This is a genomic window from Neptuniibacter sp. QD37_11 (assembly GCF_047778105.1).
Lineage (GTDB): Bacteria > Pseudomonadota > Gammaproteobacteria > Pseudomonadales > Balneatricaceae > Neptuniibacter.
This window is the reverse complement of the sequence record NZ_CP180552.1, coordinates 2,236,536-2,259,451: the sequence shown is the minus strand read 5'-3', so window position 1 is coordinate 2,259,451 and position 22,916 is coordinate 2,236,536. Positions and strand designations below refer to the sequence as shown.

The following is a 22,916-nucleotide window of genomic DNA, read 5'->3' as shown; positions in this document are numbered from 1 at the left end:
TGAACAATGATTGATCTGAATCGTGTTAAAAGAAGCTATATCACGCGTAACGTTAACTTTGATGATGTTACTGACGTTGCGGAACTGTTGCCTGAGACAGGAGATCTGTTATTAGCGAGAGTGGACCGTATTCGTCAGCACACCCGGATTGAAAACCCTTATGGACGCCGTGAGCACCTTTTTGTGGATGATCTTATTATTGTCGCTGCGGGTGATCGTTATGCTACGGATCAGTTTTATGCCAAGTCTCCGGAACAGTTAGGTAAAACTCAACTCGTTGCTGCCGGTGGTATTGCCGGAGATGTAATTAGTAAAAGCGCTCAGGTGAAAGCCGCGACTGAAATTACCGTTTTAGGGGTGTTAGTTAATAGCCAAGGGCAGAAAATTAACTTAGAGAACTACAGTACGCTTAAAGATGCTTATCTGCATCCATCGGCTAATGAAATGCCTGTTTTGTTGGTGGTCGGCAGTGATATGAACAGTGGTAAAACCTCAATGGCATCTTCTTTAATTAATGGCTTTACCAAAGCCGGTTATAAAGCCGCAGCTGCGAAGTTAACGGGTACAGGGTCAGGGCCTGACTATTGGAAAATGGTTGATGCTGGGGCTTTTCAAGTGAAAGATTTCCTTGATGCGGGTTACCCAACCACAGTTAATCTAAGTGAAACAAAGTTAGTTCAGTTGCTTCAAAGATTAAAAATGGATGCGGTTCAAGCTGATGCGGATCTTTTGGTTGTTGAATTAGCTGATGGGGTTTTACAGCCACAAAATAAAGCACTTATAGCGAATGGCCGTTTACTTAAGGAAGTCAGTGCTTCTATGGTCGCTGCAGATAGCTCAACCGCTGCCGCATTTTGTGCTGAAAAAATGATTGAAGCTGGATTTCCAATTTATGGCTTAGGTGGTTTATTCACACGTGCAGAATTATGTGCGGATGAAGTACAAGATAGCCTTGGTTTGCCTATTTATAGCTTGGATGCTTTGCGTAAAGTGAGCACAGCGAAGGCATTGATGGCTAGTTTGGAGAGGGATCATAGTTATGTTACCTCCTATGCTATCTAAACAACGTTGGAAGGGAATAGGTGGTTTGATCCTAATTGGATTGATACAGACTGCCTGTTTCCTAGGCTTAATGACCTTAGCTAAGGATCAGTTGGGCCACGAGCAGTTTTCTTTTGATCTGGGTATTACATCAATTGTGTTAGCTGCAATTTTCGGATTAGCGGCGGCCAGATATTGTGAACGTTATTTCGCTGAACGTATGGCTCAAGCTTATATCTGTGAGTTACGAAATACAGTTTATAAACACACTTTGGCACTACCCGTGAGTGATGAAGCTCTTAACAGAGGCGGTACTTTATTGCGGTTGACTGGGGATATGACGCCTATTCGCAATTGGATGGTGCAAGGTATTGCTCCATTGCTTGTATTGGGAATTTGGTTATTAGCTGCATTTATCGCGCTCAGTCAGATTCATTGGACTTTGTTAGTAACAGCTTTTATACCGTTGGCTTTTGCTGTCTTAGGGAATTTTTATTTAGGTAAGGGCTTATATTATTCGACGGTGTGTGTTAGGCGTGAAAGAGGGCGTTTAATAAATGCGACTAATGAGCGATTAGCCCTCTTTAAATTAATCAGGTTGTTTAACCAATCAGGAAAAGAGCAGCGTAAGTTTTCTCGTAGTGCTGATCGATTAAAAACACGTCAGATGCGTAAAGCTCATGCGTCTTCTCTTATCAGAGGCTTTAACGAAGCAATTCTACTTATATCTGTGCTTGTTATCGTGATGCAGGGGTTAAATCTTAGTCAGGCAGGGCTTATTGCAGAAACTTATATTCCTGTGTTGCTAGTAGCGTCTTTGTATTTAGTTAATCAGCTTAGAAGGCTTAGCCGCTTGTATGAGCTGTGGACCTTAAAAAAGGTATCAGAAGATAAGTTAGGTGCGTTTTTGCAGCGCGATATCGTAGGTCAGCAGAGTAAACGTCGATTGCCTAAAAAGGCTTTTAAAGTTGAGTCAAAAGGTATGGCCGTTAAGCAGCGTTTCAGCCCAATCTCTTTTGTAATTAGTGAACAAGACCGCTTGTTGTTACGAGGTGATCAAGGAGCGGGCAAGAGCTCATTCATGGAGGCTTTAGCAGGACTTGCTCCTATTACGAATGGGAAACTCAGATTTTGTGGCCGAAGGAGTTCAGCGATTCATCCATCCATCTGGGCTCAAACAGTCTCACTTGTAAGTCCAGAGCTTCCTCTACTGAAAGGAACGCTAAGTAGTAACCTTTTCTATGGTGCAAGGAAAAGGTCAGAAGAGTTTACCGAGCAGGTTCTTGCAACAACCGGTTTGCAGGGGTATTGCTCTGATGAAGGAAGCGAATTAAAAATTGCTGAAAGAGGGGCAAATTTACCCAGCAATTTAAGGTTTAGGGTTCAACTTGCAAGAGCTTTGCTAAGGCGCCCAAAACTATTGCTTATCGATTCTGATGTTGCGTTAAAAAGCCCTGATATTAGAAACATGTTGGTGGATGTGTTCAATCGCTTTGATGGAGCTATTGTTATTGCCGAGGAGCTGGAGGAGTTAATAGCTCTGACTAATGGTGAGATTAAAGTTTCAGCAAGTGACGATGCTAAACCTAGCAATGTTGTTGAATTTCCAAGAGGGATGAATCATGAGCTTGCTTGAAATACCTGTTCCAGGCGCTGCTGTTCGTTGTATTTACCCGTCAGTTAAATCATTGCCTGCGAGGTTATATCGTCCAAAACAGCTGAAGGATGATACTCAGGTCATTGTTGCGGTGCATGGAATTTCCCGGCAGTACGAGGATCAGTTGGAAGCTTTTAGAACCCTTGCTGATAAATTTGGCTGTTGGTTAGTGGTGCCTGAATTTGAGAAAGGAGTTTTTCCACAATATCAGAAGTTATCTAAAGGCCCTTATATGCCTCGAGCTGATATTGCGTTGAATACGCTTCTGATCGCATTTAGAAAGCATGTGGGGTTGCCGGAATTTAAAATTAAATTGTGTGGATATTCGGGTGGCGCACAGTTTGCGCACCGATATGCACTTTTCCACCCAAACAAAATAGCCTCGCTGGTGATATGTAGTGCAGGTTGGTACACCATCCCTAATCATGAGGATACCTACCCTTATGGGTTAAGAGACATACCCAAATGGATGGGGAAAGCGCAATTAGACCGAATGCTAGCACTGCCTTTAATGGTGGCCGTAGGGGAGCAGGATACGGTGCGTGATAAAAGTTTAAGGACTGGGGCGCGTGTAGATAAAGCACAAGGAATGAATCGGCTTGAGCGTGCTCACACTTGGTTTAAAGAATTGGCTGAATTGAAAGGCCAATTATTAGATGTAAGTAACCCACGACTTTGTGTCTTACCCGAGCAGGGACATGACTTTGCGGGTAGTTTTTTTGCTAGTGGATTAAAGACTTGTATTGACCGGTTTTGGTCGGAATGTAATCGGAGATAAAGATGACAACTTTGAAAACAATACTTGGGGTGAGTGCAATAGTTATGCTGGTGGGTTGTCAGGTTAAGCCTAGCGATGGTCCTTTAACTCGCTTGAGTGGATCAGAAATAAAGGCATTGTTTGTAGGAAAGACTGTTGAATCCTTCAATGTTATATCTGGTAGTAGCAGTTTCACGTACTACGCTGCAAATGGGCAGATTCAGCAAGAGCGATACTGGGAAGAAAGAAAGGGCATCTGGAAAGTAAATAACAAAGATGAAATCTGTTTAAGCATGGAAGGTAAAGAGTTTCGTTGCCGAGGCATCTATCGAGAAGGTGATAAGATCTATAAATATAGATTGAGCGATGCAGGGCAGTTAGAGAAGGTTATTCGGTATAGACAGTTTATCGATGGAAATACGCTGTAATAAAAAAATCCCCGGCTTGCCGGGGATTTTTTTATGCTTAGCCTCGCTTCTGAAGCGCTTCAATACGCTTATCAAGCGGAGGGTGGCTAGACATCAATTCCATCAGGCCAGACTTCATATGACTGCTAATACCAAAGGCAGTTAGCTGGCCAGGCATCTGATCTGGCATTTCATATTCAGCTTTCAAACGTTGCAGTGCGCCGATCATCGCATGGTTACTAGATAGGTCTGCTCCTGCTTCATCTGCTCTGAACTCGCGGTAACGAGAGAACCAAGAAACAACAAACGAAGCCAAAATTCCAAAAATGATCTCGAAGACAATTACAGTAATGAAGTAACCAATACCAGTACCTGGCTGGCTTTCTTCATCGTTACTTTTAAGGAAGCTATCTACTGCGTAGCCTGCAATGCGAGCAAAGAACATTACAAAAGTATTTATAACGCCTTGAACTAAGCTCATTGTAACCATATCACCATTAGCTACATGGCCAATCTCATGGGCCATTACAGCCTTTACTTCCTCTTTCTGGAAGCGCTGCAACAGACCTAAGCTAACAGCAACTAATGCGTCATTCTTGTTCCAGCCCGTTGCAAATGCGTTTGCTTGTTGAGCAGGAAAAATGCCGACCTCAGGCATTTTAATACCCGCTTTTTCCGAAAGCTCAGCAACAGTATCTAAAAGCCATTGTTCATCAGAGTTACGTGCTTGGGTAATGATCTCTGTGCCTGTTGTCATTTTCGCCATTTTCTTAGATAGGAATAGCGAGATGAATGAACCTGCAAAACCGAAGACAGCACAGAAGATCAGCAAACTGGTCATATTAAGGCCAGCACCGGAAACATAGTGGTCAACACCCAGTAGATTAAGGGTAATGCTGGCAACGATTAGCACAGCGATGTTAGTTAATAGAAATAAGCCGATACGCATCATAAGTGAAAGATTTCCTATTGTTTAAGCTCATTGCTTAGATAGGGGTGAATGATAAAAGTTTCAAGTCTATTTGTCCTGTTATTGCTGGTGTCCATTTACGCCCGAGCCTATAATTTAGCCCCTTTTTATGACCCTTTGGATACAGGATTTCAGATGCAGCAAGTCTTAACAGTCGTAAAGCAGCAAATACCATTAGCGATGGGTGAATCGCGCAGGATTTTTCATGGGCGTGGGCACTGTTTTCCGGGGTTTGAGCATCTGGTAATTGACTGGTTTCCTCCTTATGCCGTAGCTCGGTTGTACAAAGAAGTTGAACCTGAGTGGGTTGCTGAATTAAGCGACACCCTCAAGAGTGTAGATGAAATCGAAGGCTTAGTGATTCAGCAGCGTTCTCGGGGTAAAGAAGCCCAGCAAAATGTTGCGTGGGGCTCAGTGCCTGAGCAGATGAATACGATGGAACTTGGCCTGTTTTATCAGGTCAAACCCCAACGCAACCAAAATAGCGGTTTATTTTTGGATATGCGTGAAGGGCGTAGATGGGTGATGCACAATGCGGGCGGTAAGCGCGTGCTAAACTTATTTTCATATACCTGCGCTTTTTCGGTTGCAGCCCTTGCTGGTGGTGCTGAGCAGGTGGTGAATGTAGATATGTCCCGAGGCGCGATTAATACGGGGCGGGAAAATCACCTTTTAAATGGTTTAGAAGGAGACCGGGTTAAATTTTTGGCGTACGATCTATTTAGGTCTTGGAAGCGCGTGAGGCAATACGGTCCTTACGATTTGATTGTAATCGACCCGCCAAGTTTCCAGCCAGGAAGTTTTGTTGCTGAAAAAGATTATCGTAAAGTTATTCGTCGATTGAACGAATTAACTAAAGAAGGTGGCCAAGTTCTGGCCTGTCATAACGACCCGAAAAACGGCACTGAGTTTTTAAAGAATTTGATGTTGGAAGAGTGCCCTGATTTTAAGTTTGTTGAACGTTTAAATAATCCGGAAGATTTTCCGGAAGCTGAACCCGAAAAAAGCCTTAAAGTGTTGTTATACGTAAGGGAGAAGTGAGTGGAGTTAATTTGTATTGATTTGGAAGCAAGCGGGTTAGGTGCTGAGTCCTATCCTATCGAAATCGCTTGGATCAATGATGAGACGGGCGAGCAAGATAACTTTCTGATTAATCCAGATTCTGCTGCAGGTTGGCGATATTGGGATGAGCATGCTGAAGAGGTACACGGGATTGATCGTGATGAGGCCGTCAGCAAAGGGCTTGATATCAAACAAGCCTGTTCTCGCTTAAATGAAAAGCTTAAAGGTAAAACGCTGATTAGCGATGCATTTGAGTTTGATCTGTTTTGGTTAACGCGCTTATTTGAAGCGACCGGTATCCAGCCAAGCTTCCGGATGGCGGGGTTAGATCGAATTTTAAGTAAAGAACAGCTTATTCAGTTTGGCTTCTTAGCGAAAGCGCAATTTCGACGTCATCGAGCATTGCAAGATGTAAGAGATATTATCTCTTGTATCAAAGCCGTTACCGCAACCGGAACCGAAGCGGTTTAGCAGTAATAGAATTAAAAAAGGCAGCTTAGGCTGCCTTTTTTAATGGCTAAAGCTGAAGTTAGTCAGCTAGCCCATCCAAACCTGAATCAAGGTTGAGCGCTTCCTCTAGATCACCAAATGTATCAGCAGATACACCTGCTAGCGTAGCTACATCTTGAGGGAAGTTACCCTGCAGTGATTCTAGATTTTCTTTGTTGCGGATCGCTGAATTCACAACGCAAGCTAGATTTACCACAGCAGCCAGTGATGATGGCTCTTCAAAAGAGGTAGGCTGTTTGTGTTGACGAACAGCAATGCCTAACTCTGCTGGGAAACTCCACATATCTAATAGAGCTTGGCCTGCTTCAGGTGAAGTAAAGCCAAGACGCTCCATCTCTGCATCGCTTCGGCTGCAGTTGCAGTTGGATTCATCGATAAGTGTTTGGATCGCTTGTGCACGCATTGGCTGGGAAAGATGTAGCAATAAGCGCCCAATGTTGTGAATCAAACCAGCAGTAAAGGCGATATCAGGATCAACTTCGGTATCGCGTTCGGCAAACCATTTAGATAGTGCTGCCACTCGGAATGATTCACTCCAGAATTTTTTAAGGTCTAAGCCTTCGATTTCTTTAACGGAGCCCGCGATACCTGATGCGATTACCAGCGTTTTTAGGCGGACCATGCCCAGCATTACAACAGCTTCATCGATTGAAGATACTTTACGGCTCAAGCCGAAATGAGCGGAGTTTACTAAGCGTAGAATTTTAAGAGAGAGGGTTTGGTCTTGTGCTACTTTTTCAGCAATTTCGCCATAGTCTGCAGCAGGATTATTTAGTTGTTGAATAAGCTGTCTTACGACTTCAGGAACATTGGGCAGTTTGTCTGTTTGCTCAAGTAGTTCGCGAATCTCCATATGCACTCCTTAGAGATCAGATTCTTGTTATTGAGCTTTCTGCGCACCAATACCCGTATCAACAAAAAGCTCTAAATAGATAATTAGAGTTCTATGATGTTTTTTGCAAGAAGTTTTTGATTATTAGGCAAAAAAAAGCGGCTGGTGGCCGCTTTTTAATCAACTAATCTTCGTTTAGGACAAGCCCTTCGATCTGAGATCGGATGCCTTCATATTGTCCCATCTCTTCTGGCATAAAATAGAGTTTGTAGTAACAACGGTCGACCAAACGGCCTTTTTTGTCGTTAACGGTCTCTTTGTAAGAACCATATAGGTAGTTCATTTGCACGTGAATAACACGGGTATGAGGAGGTATGGTGACCTCATGATGTTCGAGGTCGTAACGGATTTTAGACTCTTTGATTGTATAGAAAGAGACTTCTGCGACGTGATTTAAGTTGATCAGAAAGTTTGATGTAACAGGAACAAGGTGGCGCTGTTCTAAGCCATTGTGTTCCATATAGATACCGCAGTTTTTTCTTACCTTTATAAACATTGATTATCCTATTTACTCTAAAGGCGAATACACAATATAGAGCTTAGTCTAGGATGGTCTTATTACAATGGGATTAAAAAAAAACGGCCATCGAAGATGGCCGTTCTGTTTATTGCTCGTAGGTTTTGAGGAAGGTGCCTATCCTTTCGATAGCGTCCTGAAGCTCATCCTTACGAGGTAAGAATACCAACCGGAAATGTTGAGTATCCGGCATGTTAAAGCCGCTGCCTTGAACGATAAGGACTTTCTGTTGAAGTAGTAGATCCAAAGCCATCTTCTCGTCATTCTTGATCGGATAAACTTCTGGATCTAATTTCGCGAACAGATACAACGCGCCTTCTGGTTTTGTACAGCTTACGCCTGGGATCTCGTTAAGCATCTTCCAAGCTAGATTGCGCTGCTCGTAAAGTCGGCCGCCCGATACAATCAATTCATTGACGCTCTGGTATCCACCTAGAGCCGTTTGAATGGCGTGTTGGGTTGGTACGTTTGAGCAAAGGCGCATGCTAGAAAGCATCTCTAGACCTTCGATGTAATCGCGGGCATTGTGCTTAGGTCCGCTAACAATCATCCAGCCAGAGCGGAAACCTGCTGCTCGATAAGATTTCGATAGGCCATTGAAGGAGATGCACAGAACGTCATCAGCAAGTGATGCTAGTGGAGTATGTACCGCTTCATCGTATAAGATCTTGTCATAAATTTCGTCTGCGAAGATGATTAGATTATGCTCGCGGGCAAGTTCTATGATCTGTTCAAGCACGGCCTTTGGATATACAGCACCCGTTGGGTTGTTCGGGTTGATAACCACGATACCTTTTGTGCGATCAGTAATTTTACTGCGCATATCTTCAATATCAGGTGCCCAATCTTTCTCTTCATCACAACGGTAATGGATTGGGTTACCGCCGCTCAGACTTACTGCAGCTGTCCAAAGAGGGTAGTCAGGCGCAGGAATCAGCATCTCATCGGTATCGTTTAGCAGACCTTGCATTGCCATAACGATAAGTTCTGAAACGCCATTGCCAATGTAGATATCTTCAATGCCTACATTCTTAATTCCGTTTTTCTGACACTCTTGCATCACCGCTTTACGGGCGGAAAACAAGCCTTTTGAATCACAGTAGCCTTGGGAGGCGGGTAGATTCAAAATAACGTCCTGTACGATCTCTTCAGGCGCGTCGAAACCCCATGGGGCGGGATTGCCAATGTTTAATTTAAGGATTCGTTGTCCTTCCTCTTCAAGACGTTTAGCTTCCTGAAGTACTGGACCGCGAATGTCGTAACACACATTGATCAGCTTGTTTGATTTACGGATTACTGGCATTTTATTGTCCTGCAAACCTAGCCGGGAATCTCTGCGGCTAGATGTTGTCCTATGCATAGAGACCTAGGTTGTATGGTATAAGCCTCAGAAAAAAAAGAGACTAATCATACGCCTTTTATTTGTTGAAACCTAGGGAAATGGCGTACTGCAGGCTTTTTTATTATCAGGGAGATTGTATGGCTGAAAAAAACCAAAAGGTCGTTCATTCAGACCAAGAGTGGCAAGATCGTTTGAGCCCAGAGCAATATCGTATCTGTCGTCAAAAAGGTACAGAGCGAGCTTTCACTGGCGAGTATTATAATAACCAACAAAGTGGGGAGTATCGTTGTATCTGTTGTGGCACTCCATTGTTTGCATCGGAGCAAAAATACGATTCTGGTAGTGGTTGGCCGAGTTTTTGGCAGCCGGTCGAAGATGGCGCTCTAGAAGAGCACAGTGATACAACTCACGGCATGGTGCGTGTAGAGATCACTTGCGCAACGTGTGATTCGCATTTGGGGCACGTATTTACGGATGGGCCGCAACCTACCGGTCTTAGATATTGCGTGAATTCTGCTTCCTTAGATTTTGTGAAAAAGTGAAATAGTAGATGAAATCCTTCCAATGGATTTACGAGCATGTTCAGGCTCATTACCCAGATCAAGATATTGAAGCGCTCTTACCTTTAGCTAAGAGTCCGTCAGAGTTAGTACAAGTACCTGATGATCGATTATTTAGCAACATGATGCAGAGGGTGTTTCGAGCAGGGTTGAAGCACTCTTTAGTTGATTCTAAATGGCCCGCGTTTGAACAAGCATTTTTTGGATTTGATCCAGAAAAAGTCAGTTTGATGAGTGACGAACAGTTAGAAAACCTAATGCAGAATGATCAGTTGATCAGGCATTGGGGCAAGATTAAAGCAACCCGAGTGAATGCTTTGATGGTCACAGATCTTGCTAGCAAGCATGGAAGTTTTGCGAAGATGGTCGCTGATTGGCCGGTTGAAGATATTATTGGCTTATGGGAATTGCTCAAAAAGCAAGGTCAGCAATTAGGTGGGAATTCAGGTAGCTATTTTTTAAGAATGATCGGAAAAGATACTTTTATTCTGACCGATGATGTTGTTGCTGGACTGAAAGCTCAAGGAGTTATTGAGAAAAAGCCAACGGCGAAAAGGGATTTGAAGCTCGTTCAAAATTGTTTTAACCAATGGCGAGAAGAGTCTGGTAGGCCTATGTGTCAGATAAGCCGTTTGCTCTCTCATACCGTTGGTTGGTAGAAAATAAAAAGCCTGCGTCTTAATAGATAGCAGGCTTTTTTATTGTAATTTCTAACGATTAGTTAAACTGAATGAAATCTATTAGTTGTTGATCATTCATTGCTAGGTTCATCACGCTGGAAAAAAGATCATTTACCAACCTTTCGTTTTCTTCCTCTGAAGGTACGCCAACAAAAGTCTGCTGTTTATCTGCTGTATAAGTACCGGTGTAGCTCTTGTTATCTTTGCTTATCGTTACCTTTAACTTGGTATCTAAGTTCACGGTCTGTTTTATTTTTGATTCAGAAGCGCGGTAATTAAGGTCGATAAGGCTAATCGTTAAATTAAATTCACCGCCGTAGAAGCGAACGATGCCCATATCTTCCAAGGCGTGTTCAGTCGTATGCTGTAGAAGATGAAGGCTATCTTTTAAAACAATTGATGGCGCATCTGCTTTACCTGTATAGCGGTAGCCAATGACTGAATCTGCTCTTAAGTCTTTCGGAATAATCTCTACGCGTTTCTCTTTACTCAAGACCCTGGAAACTTGGATCTGCGGGTGAAGGTCTAGCGTTTGTGAATTAAATGTCATGCAACCGGTTAAGGTGCTAGTGGCTAATATGGCTAGTAATCCGGTTACTAATAAACGTATCTGTTTCAACTTAACTTACTCCGTATCAGGAATTAGACGGGGGGTTAATGAATTAAGAAAGTCGGCTAAGTTGTCAGCCAACTTTCTGATAGGCGGTTTGCCTGGGCGCTCTAACCAGACCTCTCCACTAAAATTATCGACACTGATAAAGAAGTCTTCATCTGGTTCCGGGCAGGCAATAAAAAAGGTCAAAGGTCTTTTTTGTTGACGTTTAGAAAGTGCGTGGCCAATTAGATTGCTGCGTAAGCGCTCCATATCTTCATCATTCCAAACTTGTATCAGGCTGAGATCGCCATCACTGCAGCTAGCTGGAAGTGGATCTGACCAATAGCGACAGTAGTAATCGATAATGTCTGGATGAATGGATTCTTCAAGAGCCTCCTCTAATCGAGTAAACATATCGCTTGGGGTCGTCTGTAGAGTTGGCCACCAAGATACCGTAACTCCATCTTTAGCTTGGGTAGCGTAGCACTCTGAAGGCCAATCTGAATTGAACCGGATGAGAGGGTGCTGCGCCTGCATGGCATTAAGCTTCTCCATAAAACTATCTAAAGCTGAAACGGTAGGGGAGGCTGTCATATAACACTCTCTGTATAAATCGCTGGTCAGTGAACGATTCTAACTTAATTCAAGGATGTGGAAATAACTTTATAAGTAAGAGAATCGTATTTCTTGGGAAAAGCGAGTAGTTATTAAGTTGATATGTGTAGGATGATTTTTGAACAGTTTAATGGAACATACTGTTTTGCTTTGATTTATTCTAACTTACTGATTTTGTACAAAGAATGTGCAATCAAAAAGAATGAAATTTTTTTTGTTTAAACGTTTGACATGGGGAACAAAACCCGTAAAATTCGCACTCCGTTTGGGGCAGTAAGTAACTGTCTCGGATGAGGAATGTGGAGCGGTAGTTCAGTTGGTTAGAATACCTGCCTGTCACGCAGGGGGTCGCGGGTTCGAGTCCCGTCCGTTCCGCCACTATCTTTAAGAGCTTAGATAGTGATTATTTAGTGGGCGTGTAGCTCAGTTGGGAGAGCGTCGCCCTTACAAGGCGAATGTCGGGAGTTCGAGCCTCTCCACGCCCACCACTAAATAAAGCCCCGGTCGCGGTACGAGACAATGTGGAGCGGTAGTTCAGTTGGTTAGAATACCTGCCTGTCACGCAGGGGGTCGCGGGTTCGAGTCCCGTCCGTTCCGCCACTATCTTTAAGAGCTTAGATAGTGATTATTTAGTGGGCGTGTAGCTCAGTTGGGAGAGCGTCGCCCTTACAAGGCGAATGTCGGGAGTTCGAGCCTCTCCACGCCCACCACTAAATAAAGCCCCGGTCGCGGTACGAGACAATGTGGAGCGGTAGTTCAGTTGGTTAGAATACCTGCCTGTCACGCAGGGGGTCGCGGGTTCGAGTCCCGTCCGTTCCGCCACTATCTTTAAGAGCTTAGATAGTGATTATTTAGTGGGCGTGTAGCTCAGTTGGGAGAGCGTCGCCCTTACAAGGCGAATGTCGGGAGTTCGAGCCTCTCCACGCCCACCACTAAATAAAGCCCCGGTCGCGGTACGAGACAATGTGGAGCGGTAGTTCAGTTGGTTAGAATACCTGCCTGTCACGCAGGGGGTCGCGGGTTCGAGTCCCGTCCGTTCCGCCACTATCTTTAAGAGCTTAGATAGTGATTATTTAGTGGGCGTGTAGCTCAGTTGGGAGAGCGTCGCCCTTACAAGGCGAATGTCGGGAGTTCGAGCCTCTCCACGCCCACCACTAAATAAAGCCCCGGTCGCGGCACGAGACAATGTGGAGCGGTATTCATTTGTGGATATCTGGCTGTCACTCCAAGGAGAGTGAGGGTCGCGGGTTCGAGTCCCGTGTTATTGTGGAGCGGTAGTTCAGTTGGTTAGAATACCTGCCTGTCACGCAGGGGGTCGCGGGTTCGAGTCCCGTCCGTTCCGCCATTTATGCCTCATGGGTAACTTCTCTTTCGAAGCGCTGAAGGAGTCGTAAACCAGCCATCTGCTTAGTGGGCGTGTAGCTCAGTTGGGAGAGCGTCGCCCTTACAAGGCGAATGTCGGGAGTTCGAGCCTCTCCACGCCCACCACTAAGTACCTTCCTTATATGAGTTATATTTCCTAAAAATTAAATTTATCTACCAAGACTTTTGAGTTGTTTACTTAAAGGCTGTATCTGTTACCCTTTCGGCTTGTAAGCATATGTGCTTGTAGCGTAAATAACGCTAAAAATCAGTTTCCTGGAATAAAAATAAAAGAGATGGGAATGCCTCAGTGAATAATGTGGATGAAACCGTGCTTGTATCACTCTGTCCTGACCCAGTTATAGGGGTTGATGGCTCAGGGGTTGTTCAGTTGTTTAATGCAGCAGCTGAGAAGCTTTTGGGTTATTCGGCTGATGAAGTTATTGGAAAAGTTAGTATCGCATCTATCTATCCGAGCTTAGAAGAAGCGAAAGAGATTAAGCGACTTTTGCTCTCTGAATCTTATGGCAAGCCTGGAAGTATAGAAGGTTATGAAGCGAAGCTTGCCTGCAAAGATGGAGCGGTTGTTCCGATTCGTTTATCTGCTGCGATTGTTGATCAAGATGAAGGTGGCAGTATTGGTTTCTTTCATGATTTGACTGAACGTCAAAGTTTAGAGCAGCAATTGCACAAGCTTTCTGTCACTGATGAGTTAACAGGGCTTTTTAACCAGCGGCATTTTTACACCGTGATGGCGCAAGAATTAGATCGTGCTAAGCGTTATAAGCATCCTTTAAGCTTAATCTGTTTTGATCTGGATAATTTTAAAAAGGTAAATGATTCTCTTGGTCACCTAGAAGGTGATCGTGTCTTAAGGCTTATTGGCGAGATTCTTCGAGAAACTTTGCGAGCATCGGATGTTGCTGTTCGCTATGGTGGTGATGAATTTATGGTGCTGTTACCTGAGACTGATATTGATGCTGCAGCTAAAACGGCTGAACGCATTCGTGTAATGTTTAATTCGAAATGCTCATTTAGCGTTGATCAGGATATCGAGTCGTTGATTAAGGTTTCTGTTAGTCTTGGCGTGACCGAGACTAATGGAATGGAGAATCCAGATCAAATTGTGCAAAGAGCAGATCTGGCCATGTATGAGTCTAAGAGTTCGGGTGGGAATAGTACCTTCCTGATTAAGCAGCATATAGGTAATTTAGTTCAAACCGATAGTGCTTAAAATTGATAGCCTAGATGATGCTGTTATTGTTCTTCAGCATCATCTAGACATTCATCGTCTTCATATTCATCAATGTTTAGCAATAGCAATTCTTCAATATAATCTTCCACGTTTTTCTTCCTCTATTATTTAACTTTCTCTTAAAGTACTTCATATATATTTCAAGTATGTTGCAGTGCTGATTAATTAAAATGCTACTCCAAAATCCCGTGCTACCCATTCAGCTTTTAGAAACCGATGAAACTATTCAGGCGGGAGTTAGGCTTCATCTGCTTCGTTTGGATCTGACTGATGAAACAGTCAGTGGTAACAAATGGTTTAAGTTGAAGTACAACCTTCAGCATGCGCTAGAAAAGAGTTACTCGTGCGTCCTTAGTTTTGGTGGGGCGTATTCTAATCATATTCACGCTTTAGCTAAGACTGGGTCATCGCTTGGGATAAAAACAATTGGTGTGATTCGAGGAGAGCCAGAGTATGCGGATAATCCAACCTTAAGAGATGCGAAAGCATGGGGGATGGAGTTGTGTTTTGTTAATCGTCAGGAATATCGTCAGCGGCATGATTCCGAATACCTTAAGACTTTAAAGGCTCGCTTTTCTAACCCTTTGATCGTGCCGGAAGGGGGCAGTAATAAATTTGCTGTGCAGGGCGCACGAGAAATAATCACGCCTGAGATCCTAGCTAAGGTTAATCCTGATCAAATTGTGCTGGCTTCTGGCACAGGTGGGACCTTAGCTGGTGTGGCTTTGTCTGTTCCTGATATTCCGGTTTTAGGTATACCTGTGCTGAAAAAGGCAGATTTTCTGTTTTCGGATATTGAAAACCTTATGACTGAATCGGGTGCAGATCCCACTGATAACTGGGATTTAGATCTGGAAGGGCATGGTGGTGGCTATGCTAAAGTGTCTAATGATCTGATAGCTTTCATGGATTTTATGCTGAAAGAGCATCAGCTCCCCCTAGATCAGATTTATACTGCAAAAATGCTTAGTCACCTATTGAAGAGAATAGAGCGTGGTGATTATGCAGAAGGAAGTACTGTTTTGGCTATTCATACCGGTGGTCTGCAAGGGGCCCGAAGTCTAGCTTAAGCTTGATTAGCGCCAAATTGCGGTTTTGGTCATAAAGAATCATTGAAAAGAATCTGAAAAATCAGTTAGATAGAATCTGGTTTTTCATACAAACGTTAATCCGGAGAGATAATGGATTACTTTCGTAATATTGGTCTAATTGGGCGTTTAGGTAGTAAATCAGTTATAGATACACTTAAGCACCTTATTCGCTTTTTAGGTGATCGCGGTCTTAATACGATAATTGATGAGCGAATCGCTGAAGTTATGCCGGGTCATGGCCAGCAGACCAGTACGCAGAAGATGATGGGCGAAATATGTGACTTAGTCATTGTTGTCGGTGGTGATGGTAGTCTATTGGGTGCAGCTCGTTCCCTTGCTCAATACCATGTTCCAGTGCTGGGTGTGAACCGTGGCAATCTTGGCTTCCTAACCGATATCTCTCCAAATGAAATTGAAGAAAAAGTTGGCGAAGTACTGGAAGGTAAGTACACCGTTGATAGTCGTTTTTTGCTAGATGTCATCGTTAAGCGTGATGGCGTTCCTATTGGTGAGGCTACTGCACTTAATGACTGTGTGTTGCACCCAGGTAAAGCAGCGCGAATGATTGAATTTGAACTGTATATTGAAGGGCAGTTCGTTTACACGCAAAAATCTGATGGCTTGATCATCTCTACGCCAACAGGTTCTACTGCTTATTCGCTATCTGGTGGCGGTCCAATTATGCACCCGAAGTTAGATGCTTTGGTACTGGTGCCTATGTTCCCCCATACGCTTTCTAGCCGTCCAATCGTGGTTAATGGTAACAGTGAGCTGAAGTTGGTTATTAGCCCTAATAATGGTGCCTACCCAACCGTATCTTGTGATGGTCAAAAAGATATTAGCTGTGCACCAGGGGATACGATTACGGTTCATAAAAAACCCCATAAACTGAAACTGTTACACCCACTCAATTATGACTTTTATAGTACCTGCCGAGAGAAACTTGGTTGGGGTACTAAGCTCGGAGATTGACGTGACTGATCAGTTTAAAGGCTACGATCTGGTTGGTGATGTCCATGGCTGCGGCCTTAGCTTAGAGCTTTTGTTAAGCAAGTTAGGTTACAGCAAAAAGGATGGTGTCTACTGCCACCCAGAGCGCCAGATGATCTTTTTAGGCGACATCGTTGATCGCGGTCCTAGAATCCGTGAGTCTCTACATATTGTTTACGATATGGTGCAATCGGGCGCTGCTCAGATTGTTATGGGGAACCATGAATTTAACTTTTTGAGTTACTGTACTGAGGGGCATGAGGGCAGCGGTCTTAGCTATCTACGTGAGCATAGTCCACGTCACCATCGTATTCTTGCTGAAACCCTAGAGCAGTTTGCCGATTACCCTGAAGAGCAAGAGATGTTCTTGCAGTGGATTCGAGAGATGCCTATTTATCTAGAGTTCGAGCATTTCCGTGTTGTGCATGCTTGTTGGCATCAAAAGTTAATTGATCGGTTCGAGGGTGAATACCCGAATCATATTATCGATGATCGTTTTCTACACCGTTCATCTAAACGTGGCACCTTTGAATGGGCGCTGACTGATCGCTTGTTGCGCGGGACACACTTAAGCTTGCCTGATGGTGAGGTCATGGTGAGTAAAGACGGCTATCGCAGACGCTTCTTTAGAACCAAATTTTGGTCTGCTGAGCCGGAATATTATGCAGATGTTGTGTTTCAGCCGGATCCGTTGCCGGAGCATATAGCTCGTTTGAAATTAACTAAGCAGGACCATAATGATCTTCTCTATTACGGTCCAGAAGAGAAGATGTTATTTATTGGTCACTATTGGCGGGAAGGGGTTCCTGAACCTATAACACCTAATATCGCATGTTTAGATTACAGTGCGGTTAAATACGGTAAGTTGGTTGCATATCGATTGGATGATGAAAAAACTATTCAGCCTGACAAATTTGTATGGGTTGATGTAAGAACCGAAATCGCCGATGAGTTGGGTCTCTAATGATTAAGGTGCTTTCTGTACCCTTAGGTGAAGATCTCACAGAGTTTACCCAAATCCTATGGCGCTACGAGGTGCCGCATAGGGTTGTTGAGCTTGAGCATACTCAAGAGGTTTGGATTGCGGTTGGGGTTGAGCCTGCGCAGATTGTCGCTTTATATGAGAAATGTCGCCGGGGTGAGAGCCTTGAAGGCTTTGTTTTAGCGATTCCTAAAGCAGTGGGGCAGACAGATCTTTTATCTCAAGTTAAACAGGCTTGGATGAGCTGTTTGTTGATTGCGAGCAGTTTATTACTGACCTTCTTAATCTCCTTTGGTGACAATTTAGAATGGCTGCGCTTATTCACGATTGCAGATATTGTTCAAAAAGATGGCAGTCTCTACAGTTCTGGTTTGGAAGGTACGCTAGAGTCATTTGAAGTATGGCGTTTTATTACGCCTATCTTTCTGCACTTTAGTGAGCTGCATATTGCGTTTAACGCCCTTTGGATCTGGATCGTGGGTAGCAGGATTGAGATCTATCAAGGCCGTGTAACTTTGTGTCTATTAATCCTGTTTTCCGGCGTTATCTCTAACATTGCGCAATATCATGATGCAGGGCCAATGTTTGGTGGTTTATCAGGCGTTGTTTTTGCCTTCCTTGGCTATGCGTGGTTGTGGGATAAAACCCAGTCTGATCATCGAATTGGCCTGCCGCAGAGTATTATGGGCTTCTTAATCTTCTGGCTAGTACTTGGTTATGCTGGTGTTCTAGAAGCACTGCAATTAGGCGCTATCGCGAATACCGCGCACTTGGTGGGTTTGCTGGCTGGTTTAGCGTTTATCCCGTTTGGAAAGCTTTTGGCTACTAGGAGATAACAAGTGGATCCTGTTTCACTGTCATTAGATCTTAACCATCGTTATCAAGGGCAGTGTGATCGACTTAACCAATTGCCAGAGTGTAATGTCACTGGTCGATATCAAGCCACCTCCTTAGGGCCTATCTGGGTGATGGAGGCTGGGCCTGAAGATGCGCCTCGATTAATCGCTCTGCATGGCTTACATACACCTGCACCGTTTAACCTCGAGCTGCTATGGCCTCTGACTAAGCATTTTCGAGTAATTTCGCCTGATATTCCTGGGCAAGCAGGTAAAACTCCAGGTATTGCGCCAGTGCCTTCCAATAGTGCCTATGCCATGTGGCTCGATCAGCTTTTGGATGCTTTGGGTGTTGAGCAAGCACCTATGGTAGGGCTCTCGTTTGGTGGAGCGGTTTTACTTGATTTGGCTGCTTACAAGCCTGAGCGTATATCTGCTGCATCTTTGATTGTACCAGCGGGTTTTTCTCGGCCCTTGTGGCGGCCATTGAAAAAGCTGATTCTGCCTTTTATTGGCTTTAAAATTCATACCGACCAGCCGCATTTTGATCAGCTAATGAAACCGTTGATGGAAGATAACTGGCCTGAATTGGAACAGTATTATTATTCGACGTTTCAAGCGGGTATTCCTATGACGTTGATACCGCCGGGGCCATTTTCAAAAGCAGAGCTGTCCAGATTTAAATCGCCTGTACAGATTTTCAGTGCAAGTGAAGATATCTATTTCGATCCGGATCAGTTAGCTGAGCAAGCAAGATCGACTCTGGTAAACCTAAAACAGTTAAAAGAACTCGAAGATCTACATATCCCTTGTGAAGAGAATAGACGTTTGATTCAAGAACAAGTGGTCGCATTTATGCGGAATGAAATAGGGATGTGATAGACTTTGTAGATTCCAAATCAGGTGGTGAGACCTGATAAAAAGTAAGAGATTGATGATGACATACGAACAACTAATTCAAGCAATGACCCCTGATATGCATAAATCCCTTAAGCGTGCAGTGGAGTTGGGGAAATGGCCTGATGGACGTAAGTTAACGCCAGAACAACGTGATATCTGTATGCGTGCCGTTGTTGCTTATGACTTAGAGCACAAACCAGAAGAAGAACGAGTTGGATATATTGATCGTACAAAACAAGACGGTTCTCAGCATGGTAAAGACCCATTGGCAGCCGATACGATTAAAATTCTGACTGACGATAAAAATTAATGCAGATTCTAGCGCAGGGTGCGCTACAAAAAATGCGCACCGAACTAACATCTGAAGGCGTTGTTTACAAATTACCTGTAGGTGACCAGGAAGTGCCAATGAATGAGCTCATTGGTAAACCTATCTCCTTAGAATACAAGGGTGCGATCAATTGCACTCATTGTGGGCGTAAAACTAACAAAAGCTTTAACCAAGGTTTCTGTTACCCTTGCTTTAAAAGTCTCCCTCAATGTGATCAATGCATAGTTAAACCTGAACTTTGTCATTTCCATGAAGGTACTTGTCGTGATGCAGGTTGGGGTGAGCAGTTTTGCTTCCAAGACCATTACGTTTATCTAGCTAACTCATCGGGTGTAAAAGTTGGTATTACCCGCGGCACTCAAATTCCAACACGTTGGATGGACCAAGGTGCTATTCAAGCATTGCCGATTCTGAAAGTAGCGACACGTTTGCAGTCGGGCAAAGTTGAACGTCTGCTTGGTGAGCATGTAGCAGATAAAACTAACTGGCGAAAAATGCTTAAAAATGAAGTTGAGCCTTTAACGCTTGCTGAAATTCGTGATCAGCTTTTTGAAAAATGTAGTGAAGGTTTAGCGGAACTCGAACAGACTTTTGGTATCCAAGCTATTCAGCGTTTGCCAGATGCTGAACAAATAGAGATCAACTACCCTGTGTTGAATTACCCGACCAAAGTAACATCGTTTAATTTTGATAAAACGGCCGAAGTATCTGGCGTTTTGCAGGGGATAAAAGGGCAGTACCTGATCTTAGATACTGGCGTCATCAATATGCGTAAATTCACAGCGTATCAGGTATCTGTATCTGCCTGATAACTGACTAGGTGAAATCATGTCTCAAGAACCCAATGTTATTTACCTTAAAGACTATAAAGTTCCATCTTATCTGATAGAAACCACCGACCTGCGTTTTCAATTGTTTGAGCAGGAAACTCTGGTTACAGTAGAATTAAAAATCAGCCGAAATCCGAAGTGTGAGGATTCAGCTCCGAAGCTTGTGCTATTCGGGCACCCAGAACTAGAGTTATTGAATCTTTCGATTGATGGTGTTGAACACGTTGATTATCAGCGTGAAGGTGAAGAGTTGTTACTTTCTAATCTGCCAGAAAGCTTTACCTTAGAAACGCTGACAAAAATTCACCCAGAAACGAATACTGCATTAGAAGGTTTGTACAAATCAGACGGTATGTTCTGTACACAGTGTGAGGCCGAAGGCTTCCGCCGTATCACTTTTTATCCAGATCGTCCTGATGTGATGTCTGTCTTCAGCACAATAATTGAAGCTGAAAAACAGGCTTACCCAGTGTTGCTTTCCAATGGTAACTTGGTTGATAAAGGTGAGCTTGATGATGGTCGTCACTGGGTCAAATGGGAAGATCCTTTTAGTAAGCCTGCTTATCTTTTTGCGTTAGTAGCGGGCGATCTGCAGCACATTAAAGATACCTTTACGACCTCATCTGGACGTGAAGTTGAACTGCTCATTTATGCTGAGCAGAAAGACCTGAATAAATTAGATTACGCGATGCAGTCCCTGAAAAAGTCGATGGCTTGGGATGAGCAGGTTTACGGTCGTGAGTATGATCTAGATATCTATATGATTGTTGCGGTCGACTTCTTCAATATGGGAGCAATGGAGAATAAAGGTTTAAATATCTTTAATACTTCTTGTGTGCTTGCTCATCCTGCTACGACCACTGATATGGGTTTTCAGCGCGTTGAAGGGGTTGTGGCCCATGAATACTTCCATAACTGGTCGGGTAACCGTGTCACTTGTCGTGATTGGTTCCAGTTAAGTTTGAAAGAAGGCTTCACCGTATTCCGCGATGCAGAGTTCTCAGCTGATATGAACTCACGCACAGTGAAACGCGTAGAGGATGTCGGTGTATTGCGTACAGCTCAGTTTGCTGAAGATGCAGGTCCAATGGCACATCCAATCAGACCGGCTTCGTTTATTGAAATTTCTAACTTCTACACCCTGACTATCTATGAAAAGGGCGCAGAAGTTGTGCGTATGATTCACACCTTATTAGGCCCTGAATTATTCCGTAAAGGTTCTGATCTTTATTTCGAACGCCACGATGGCCAAGCGGTGACAACAGAAGAGTTTGTTTCTGCGATGGAAGATGCATCGGGTAAAGATTTATCTCAGTTCCGTAATTGGTACTCTCAAGCAGGTACGCCGGAATTGCATGTTACTGATAGCTTTGATGCATCTACAGGCGATTATCAACTTCATGTTGAGCAGCGTTGCCCAGCGACTCCGGGTCAGGAGGAGAAACTACCATTCCATATCCCATTAGCCCTTGGCTTGCTTGATGAGAATGGTGAGGACCTTGTGTTGGCTAACGGTCAAACTACCGAAGTGCTTAATATCACCGAGGCTAAGCAGACCTTTACCTTTAAAGGCTTAGCGGCGAAGCCAGTGCCTTCGATATTGCGTGGTTTCTCAGCTCCTGTGAAGCTGTTCTACCCGTATCAGCGTGATGAGCTGATGTTCCTGATGGCAAATGACAGTGATGGCTTCAGCCGTTGGGACGCGGCACAAAAGCTTGCTGTGGATATCATGCAAGGCTTAATCGCTGACTATCGTGATGAGAAGGCGCTGCAGTTAGATGAGCGTCTAGTGTCAGCGTACAAATCAATTCTGGAAACAGAAGGTTTGGATAAAGCAATGGTCAGCAAGGTGCTAACGCTGCCTTCTGAAGCTTATCTATCTGAACTAGCTGATGAGATCGATGTTGACGCTATCTACAACGTACGCAAGTTCGTACGTCATACATTAGCGGCAGATCTAGAGGCTACATTGTTGCAGTGTTATCAAGATAATGACCTTGATCTGCAATATTCACCAGATTCTGACTCCATTGCTCGTCGAAGCCTGAAAAATCTATGTCTATCTTATCTAACGTCCTTAGATAAACCTGAGTATCTGGAGCTTGCGCAAGCTCAATATGCTAAGTCGGATAACATGACCGATATGCAGGCGGCATTGGTGCAAGTGGCCCACTCTGAAAATGACAAGGCAGCTCAAGATTTATTGGATGATTTCTATGATCGTTGGAAGGATGAGAGTTTAGTGGTCAACATCTGGTTGTCTATCCAAGCCTCTAATCCAAAAGAGCAAGCGATAGATCGTGTTAAAGCATTGATGGAACATCCGGCATTTGATGCTAAAAACCCGAACAAGTTGCGTTCTCTTATCTCTGTATTCTGTGCTCAGAACCCAGTTAATTTCCATGCGAAAGATGGCTCGGGTTACCAGTTCTTGGCTGATCGAATTATTGAGCTGAATGCTCAAAATCCGCAAGTAGCATCGAGAATGGTGACGCCATTGAGTCGTTGGAAGAAATATGACAAAGTGCGTCAAGCGCTTATGTTTAAAGAGCTAGAGCGCATTCGAGACAGTGGAAATCTATCAAAAGATGTCTTCGAAGTGGTGAGTAAAAGCTTGGCGTAAAAAAAATTGCAATATACGCCTTTAGCCGGGGGGACGGATGCGTTTACCTCGGCTATACTCGCTTAGGAATAAAGCTGAACATGCGTTATCTTGTTTAGCGCTATAACAAAT

The 22,916-nt window shown here is 43.9% G+C and carries 23 protein-coding genes and 10 tRNA genes; 27 read left to right on the top strand and 6 right to left on the bottom strand.

Translation table 11 applies throughout. From position 1 onward, the window contains the following. The first annotated feature begins 6 nt into the window (after positions 1 to 6). Genes ACMXYT_RS10365 through ACMXYT_RS10350 form a run of 4 tightly spaced genes read left to right on the top strand, consistent with a single transcriptional unit; the run spans position 7 to position 3,883 of the window. Positions 7 to 1,062 (top strand): AAA family ATPase, encoded by a 1,056-nt coding sequence (locus ACMXYT_RS10365; protein WP_415898593.1) that lies wholly within the window; start codon positions 7 to 9, stop codon positions 1,060 to 1,062. Further along, positions 1,040 to 2,677 carry an ABC transporter transmembrane domain-containing protein gene (locus ACMXYT_RS10360; protein WP_415911407.1) on the top strand — a complete coding sequence of 546 codons (1,638 nt, stop codon included), beginning with the start codon at positions 1,040 to 1,042 and terminating at the stop codon, positions 2,675 to 2,677. Before ACMXYT_RS10365 ends, ACMXYT_RS10360 begins: the two co-directional genes overlap by 23 nt. Further along, the gene (locus ACMXYT_RS10355; protein ID WP_415898591.1) at positions 2,664 to 3,476 is read left to right on the top strand and encodes an alpha/beta fold hydrolase; all 813 of its coding nucleotides are present in this window, start codon (positions 2,664 to 2,666) and stop codon (positions 3,474 to 3,476) included. The genes ACMXYT_RS10360 and ACMXYT_RS10355 overlap by 14 nt, the downstream gene beginning before the upstream one ends. Before the next feature lie 2 nt (positions 3,477 to 3,478). Then, on the top strand, positions 3,479 to 3,883 hold the full coding sequence (locus ACMXYT_RS10350; RefSeq protein ID WP_415898590.1) for a hypothetical protein: 405 nt from the start codon (positions 3,479 to 3,481) through the stop codon (positions 3,881 to 3,883). Positions 3,884 to 3,920: 37 nt separating this feature from the next. Here ACMXYT_RS10350 and htpX read toward each other — a convergent pair whose 3' ends face one another. Continuing rightward, complete coding sequence (gene htpX, locus ACMXYT_RS10345) at positions 3,921 to 4,814, bottom strand: protease HtpX (RefSeq protein ID WP_415884143.1); 894 nt, start codon at positions 4,812 to 4,814, stop codon at positions 3,921 to 3,923. Positions 4,815 to 4,967: 153 nt separating this feature from the next. Here htpX and ACMXYT_RS10340 point away from each other — a divergent pair, with 153 nt between their 5' ends. Together ACMXYT_RS10340 and ACMXYT_RS10335 are read left to right on the top strand one after the other, a co-directional pair. Continuing rightward, positions 4,968 to 5,873, top strand: coding sequence for a class I SAM-dependent methyltransferase (locus ACMXYT_RS10340; RefSeq protein WP_415905591.1), 906 nt, complete (start codon positions 4,968 to 4,970; stop codon positions 5,871 to 5,873). Continuing rightward, on the top strand, positions 5,874 to 6,365 hold the full coding sequence (locus tag ACMXYT_RS10335) for a hypothetical protein (protein WP_415898588.1): 492 nt from the start codon (positions 5,874 to 5,876) through the stop codon (positions 6,363 to 6,365). Positions 6,366 to 6,423: 58 nt separating this feature from the next. On the opposite strand, the gene ACMXYT_RS10330 is transcribed toward ACMXYT_RS10335, so the two are convergent. The 3 genes from ACMXYT_RS10330 to ACMXYT_RS10320 all read right to left on the bottom strand — a co-directional run bounded on the left by ACMXYT_RS10330 (position 6,424) and on the right by ACMXYT_RS10320 (position 9,116). Beyond that, positions 6,424 to 7,257, bottom strand: a complete 834-nt coding sequence (locus ACMXYT_RS10330) for an HDOD domain-containing protein (RefSeq protein ID WP_415898587.1) — start codon at positions 7,255 to 7,257, stop codon at positions 6,424 to 6,426. 163 nt (positions 7,258 to 7,420) lie between these two features. After that, positions 7,421 to 7,792, bottom strand: a complete 372-nt coding sequence (locus ACMXYT_RS10325; protein ID WP_415884147.1) for a hypothetical protein — start codon at positions 7,790 to 7,792, stop codon at positions 7,421 to 7,423. 109 nt (positions 7,793 to 7,901) lie between these two features. Beyond that, the gene (locus ACMXYT_RS10320; protein WP_415884148.1) at positions 7,902 to 9,116 is read right to left on the bottom strand and encodes a pyridoxal phosphate-dependent aminotransferase; all 1,215 of its coding nucleotides are present in this window, start codon (positions 9,114 to 9,116) and stop codon (positions 7,902 to 7,904) included. A gap of 176 nt (positions 9,117 to 9,292) precedes the next feature. Here ACMXYT_RS10320 and msrB point away from each other — a divergent pair, with 176 nt between their 5' ends. Further along, the gene (msrB, locus tag ACMXYT_RS10315) at positions 9,293 to 9,697 is read left to right on the top strand and encodes a peptide-methionine (R)-S-oxide reductase MsrB (RefSeq protein WP_415898586.1); all 405 of its coding nucleotides are present in this window, start codon (positions 9,293 to 9,295) and stop codon (positions 9,695 to 9,697) included. Between the two features lie 8 nt (positions 9,698 to 9,705). After that, complete coding sequence (locus ACMXYT_RS10310; protein WP_415898585.1) at positions 9,706 to 10,374, top strand: DNA-3-methyladenine glycosylase I; 669 nt, start codon at positions 9,706 to 9,708, stop codon at positions 10,372 to 10,374. A gap of 58 nt (positions 10,375 to 10,432) precedes the next feature. On the opposite strand, the gene ACMXYT_RS10305 is transcribed toward ACMXYT_RS10310, so the two are convergent. Together ACMXYT_RS10305 and syd are read right to left on the bottom strand one after the other, a co-directional pair. After that, positions 10,433 to 11,014: a YajG family lipoprotein gene (locus tag ACMXYT_RS10305; RefSeq protein WP_415898584.1), complete on the bottom strand. Its 582-nt coding sequence runs from the start codon at positions 11,012 to 11,014 to the stop codon at positions 10,433 to 10,435. Positions 11,015 to 11,020: 6 nt separating this feature from the next. Beyond that, a complete protein-coding gene (gene syd / locus ACMXYT_RS10300) occupies positions 11,021 to 11,584 on the bottom strand; it encodes a SecY-interacting protein (RefSeq protein ID WP_415898583.1) in 564 nt (187 codons plus the stop codon). A gap of 322 nt (positions 11,585 to 11,906) precedes the next feature. On the opposite strand from syd, the gene ACMXYT_RS10295 reads away from it, so the two are divergent. The 19 genes from ACMXYT_RS10295 (at position 11,907) to pepN (ending at position 22,805) form a co-directional block, all read left to right on the top strand. After that, positions 11,907 to 11,983 (top strand) — tRNA-Asp (locus ACMXYT_RS10295). A gap of 34 nt (positions 11,984 to 12,017) precedes the next feature. Next, a tRNA-Val gene (locus ACMXYT_RS10290) sits at positions 12,018 to 12,093 on the top strand. Positions 12,094 to 12,128: 35 nt separating this feature from the next. After that, positions 12,129 to 12,205: transfer RNA gene (locus ACMXYT_RS10285), tRNA-Asp, on the top strand. Between the two features lie 34 nt (positions 12,206 to 12,239). Beyond that, a tRNA-Val gene (locus ACMXYT_RS10280) sits at positions 12,240 to 12,315 on the top strand. A gap of 35 nt (positions 12,316 to 12,350) precedes the next feature. Continuing rightward, a tRNA-Asp gene (locus ACMXYT_RS10275) sits at positions 12,351 to 12,427 on the top strand. Positions 12,428 to 12,461: 34 nt separating this feature from the next. After that, a tRNA-Val gene (locus ACMXYT_RS10270) sits at positions 12,462 to 12,537 on the top strand. Positions 12,538 to 12,572: 35 nt separating this feature from the next. Next, a tRNA-Asp gene (locus tag ACMXYT_RS10265) sits at positions 12,573 to 12,649 on the top strand. Positions 12,650 to 12,683: 34 nt separating this feature from the next. Beyond that, positions 12,684 to 12,759 (top strand) — tRNA-Val (locus tag ACMXYT_RS10260). 114 nt (positions 12,760 to 12,873) lie between these two features. Beyond that, a tRNA-Asp gene (locus tag ACMXYT_RS10255) sits at positions 12,874 to 12,950 on the top strand. A 67-nt stretch (positions 12,951 to 13,017) separates the two neighbouring features. Then, a tRNA-Val gene (locus ACMXYT_RS10250) sits at positions 13,018 to 13,093 on the top strand. A 184-nt stretch (positions 13,094 to 13,277) separates the two neighbouring features. Next, complete coding sequence (locus ACMXYT_RS10245; RefSeq protein ID WP_415898582.1) at positions 13,278 to 14,201, top strand: diguanylate cyclase; 924 nt, start codon at positions 13,278 to 13,280, stop codon at positions 14,199 to 14,201. Positions 14,202 to 14,392: 191 nt separating this feature from the next. Next, positions 14,393 to 15,292, top strand: a complete 900-nt coding sequence (locus tag ACMXYT_RS10240; protein WP_415911406.1) for a 1-aminocyclopropane-1-carboxylate deaminase/D-cysteine desulfhydrase — start codon at positions 14,393 to 14,395, stop codon at positions 15,290 to 15,292. A 111-nt stretch (positions 15,293 to 15,403) separates the two neighbouring features. Continuing rightward, positions 15,404 to 16,285, top strand: a complete 882-nt coding sequence (locus ACMXYT_RS10235; RefSeq protein WP_415884155.1) for an NAD(+) kinase — start codon at positions 15,404 to 15,406, stop codon at positions 16,283 to 16,285. Position 16,286: 1 nt separating this feature from the next. Further along, a complete protein-coding gene (locus ACMXYT_RS10230) occupies positions 16,287 to 17,267 on the top strand; it encodes a metallophosphoesterase (RefSeq protein WP_415898580.1) in 981 nt (326 codons plus the stop codon). Beyond that, the gene (locus ACMXYT_RS10225) at positions 17,267 to 18,121 is read left to right on the top strand and encodes a rhomboid family intramembrane serine protease (protein WP_415911405.1); all 855 of its coding nucleotides are present in this window, start codon (positions 17,267 to 17,269) and stop codon (positions 18,119 to 18,121) included. Before ACMXYT_RS10230 ends, ACMXYT_RS10225 begins: the two co-directional genes overlap by 1 nt. 3 nt (positions 18,122 to 18,124) lie before the next feature. Further along, positions 18,125 to 19,000 (top strand): alpha/beta fold hydrolase, encoded by an 876-nt coding sequence (locus tag ACMXYT_RS10220; protein WP_415911404.1) that lies wholly within the window; start codon positions 18,125 to 18,127, stop codon positions 18,998 to 19,000. 58 nt (positions 19,001 to 19,058) lie between these two features. Then, positions 19,059 to 19,331, top strand: coding sequence for a YeaC family protein (locus tag ACMXYT_RS10215; protein ID WP_415884159.1), 273 nt, complete (start codon positions 19,059 to 19,061; stop codon positions 19,329 to 19,331). After that, positions 19,331 to 20,161: a DUF2797 domain-containing protein gene (locus ACMXYT_RS10210; RefSeq protein WP_415911403.1), complete on the top strand. Its 831-nt coding sequence runs from the start codon at positions 19,331 to 19,333 to the stop codon at positions 20,159 to 20,161. Before ACMXYT_RS10215 ends, ACMXYT_RS10210 begins: the two co-directional genes overlap by 1 nt. A gap of 19 nt (positions 20,162 to 20,180) precedes the next feature. After that, a complete protein-coding gene (pepN, locus tag ACMXYT_RS10205) occupies positions 20,181 to 22,805 on the top strand; it encodes an aminopeptidase N (protein ID WP_415911402.1) in 2,625 nt (874 codons plus the stop codon). Positions 22,806 to 22,916 lie beyond the last annotated feature (111 nt).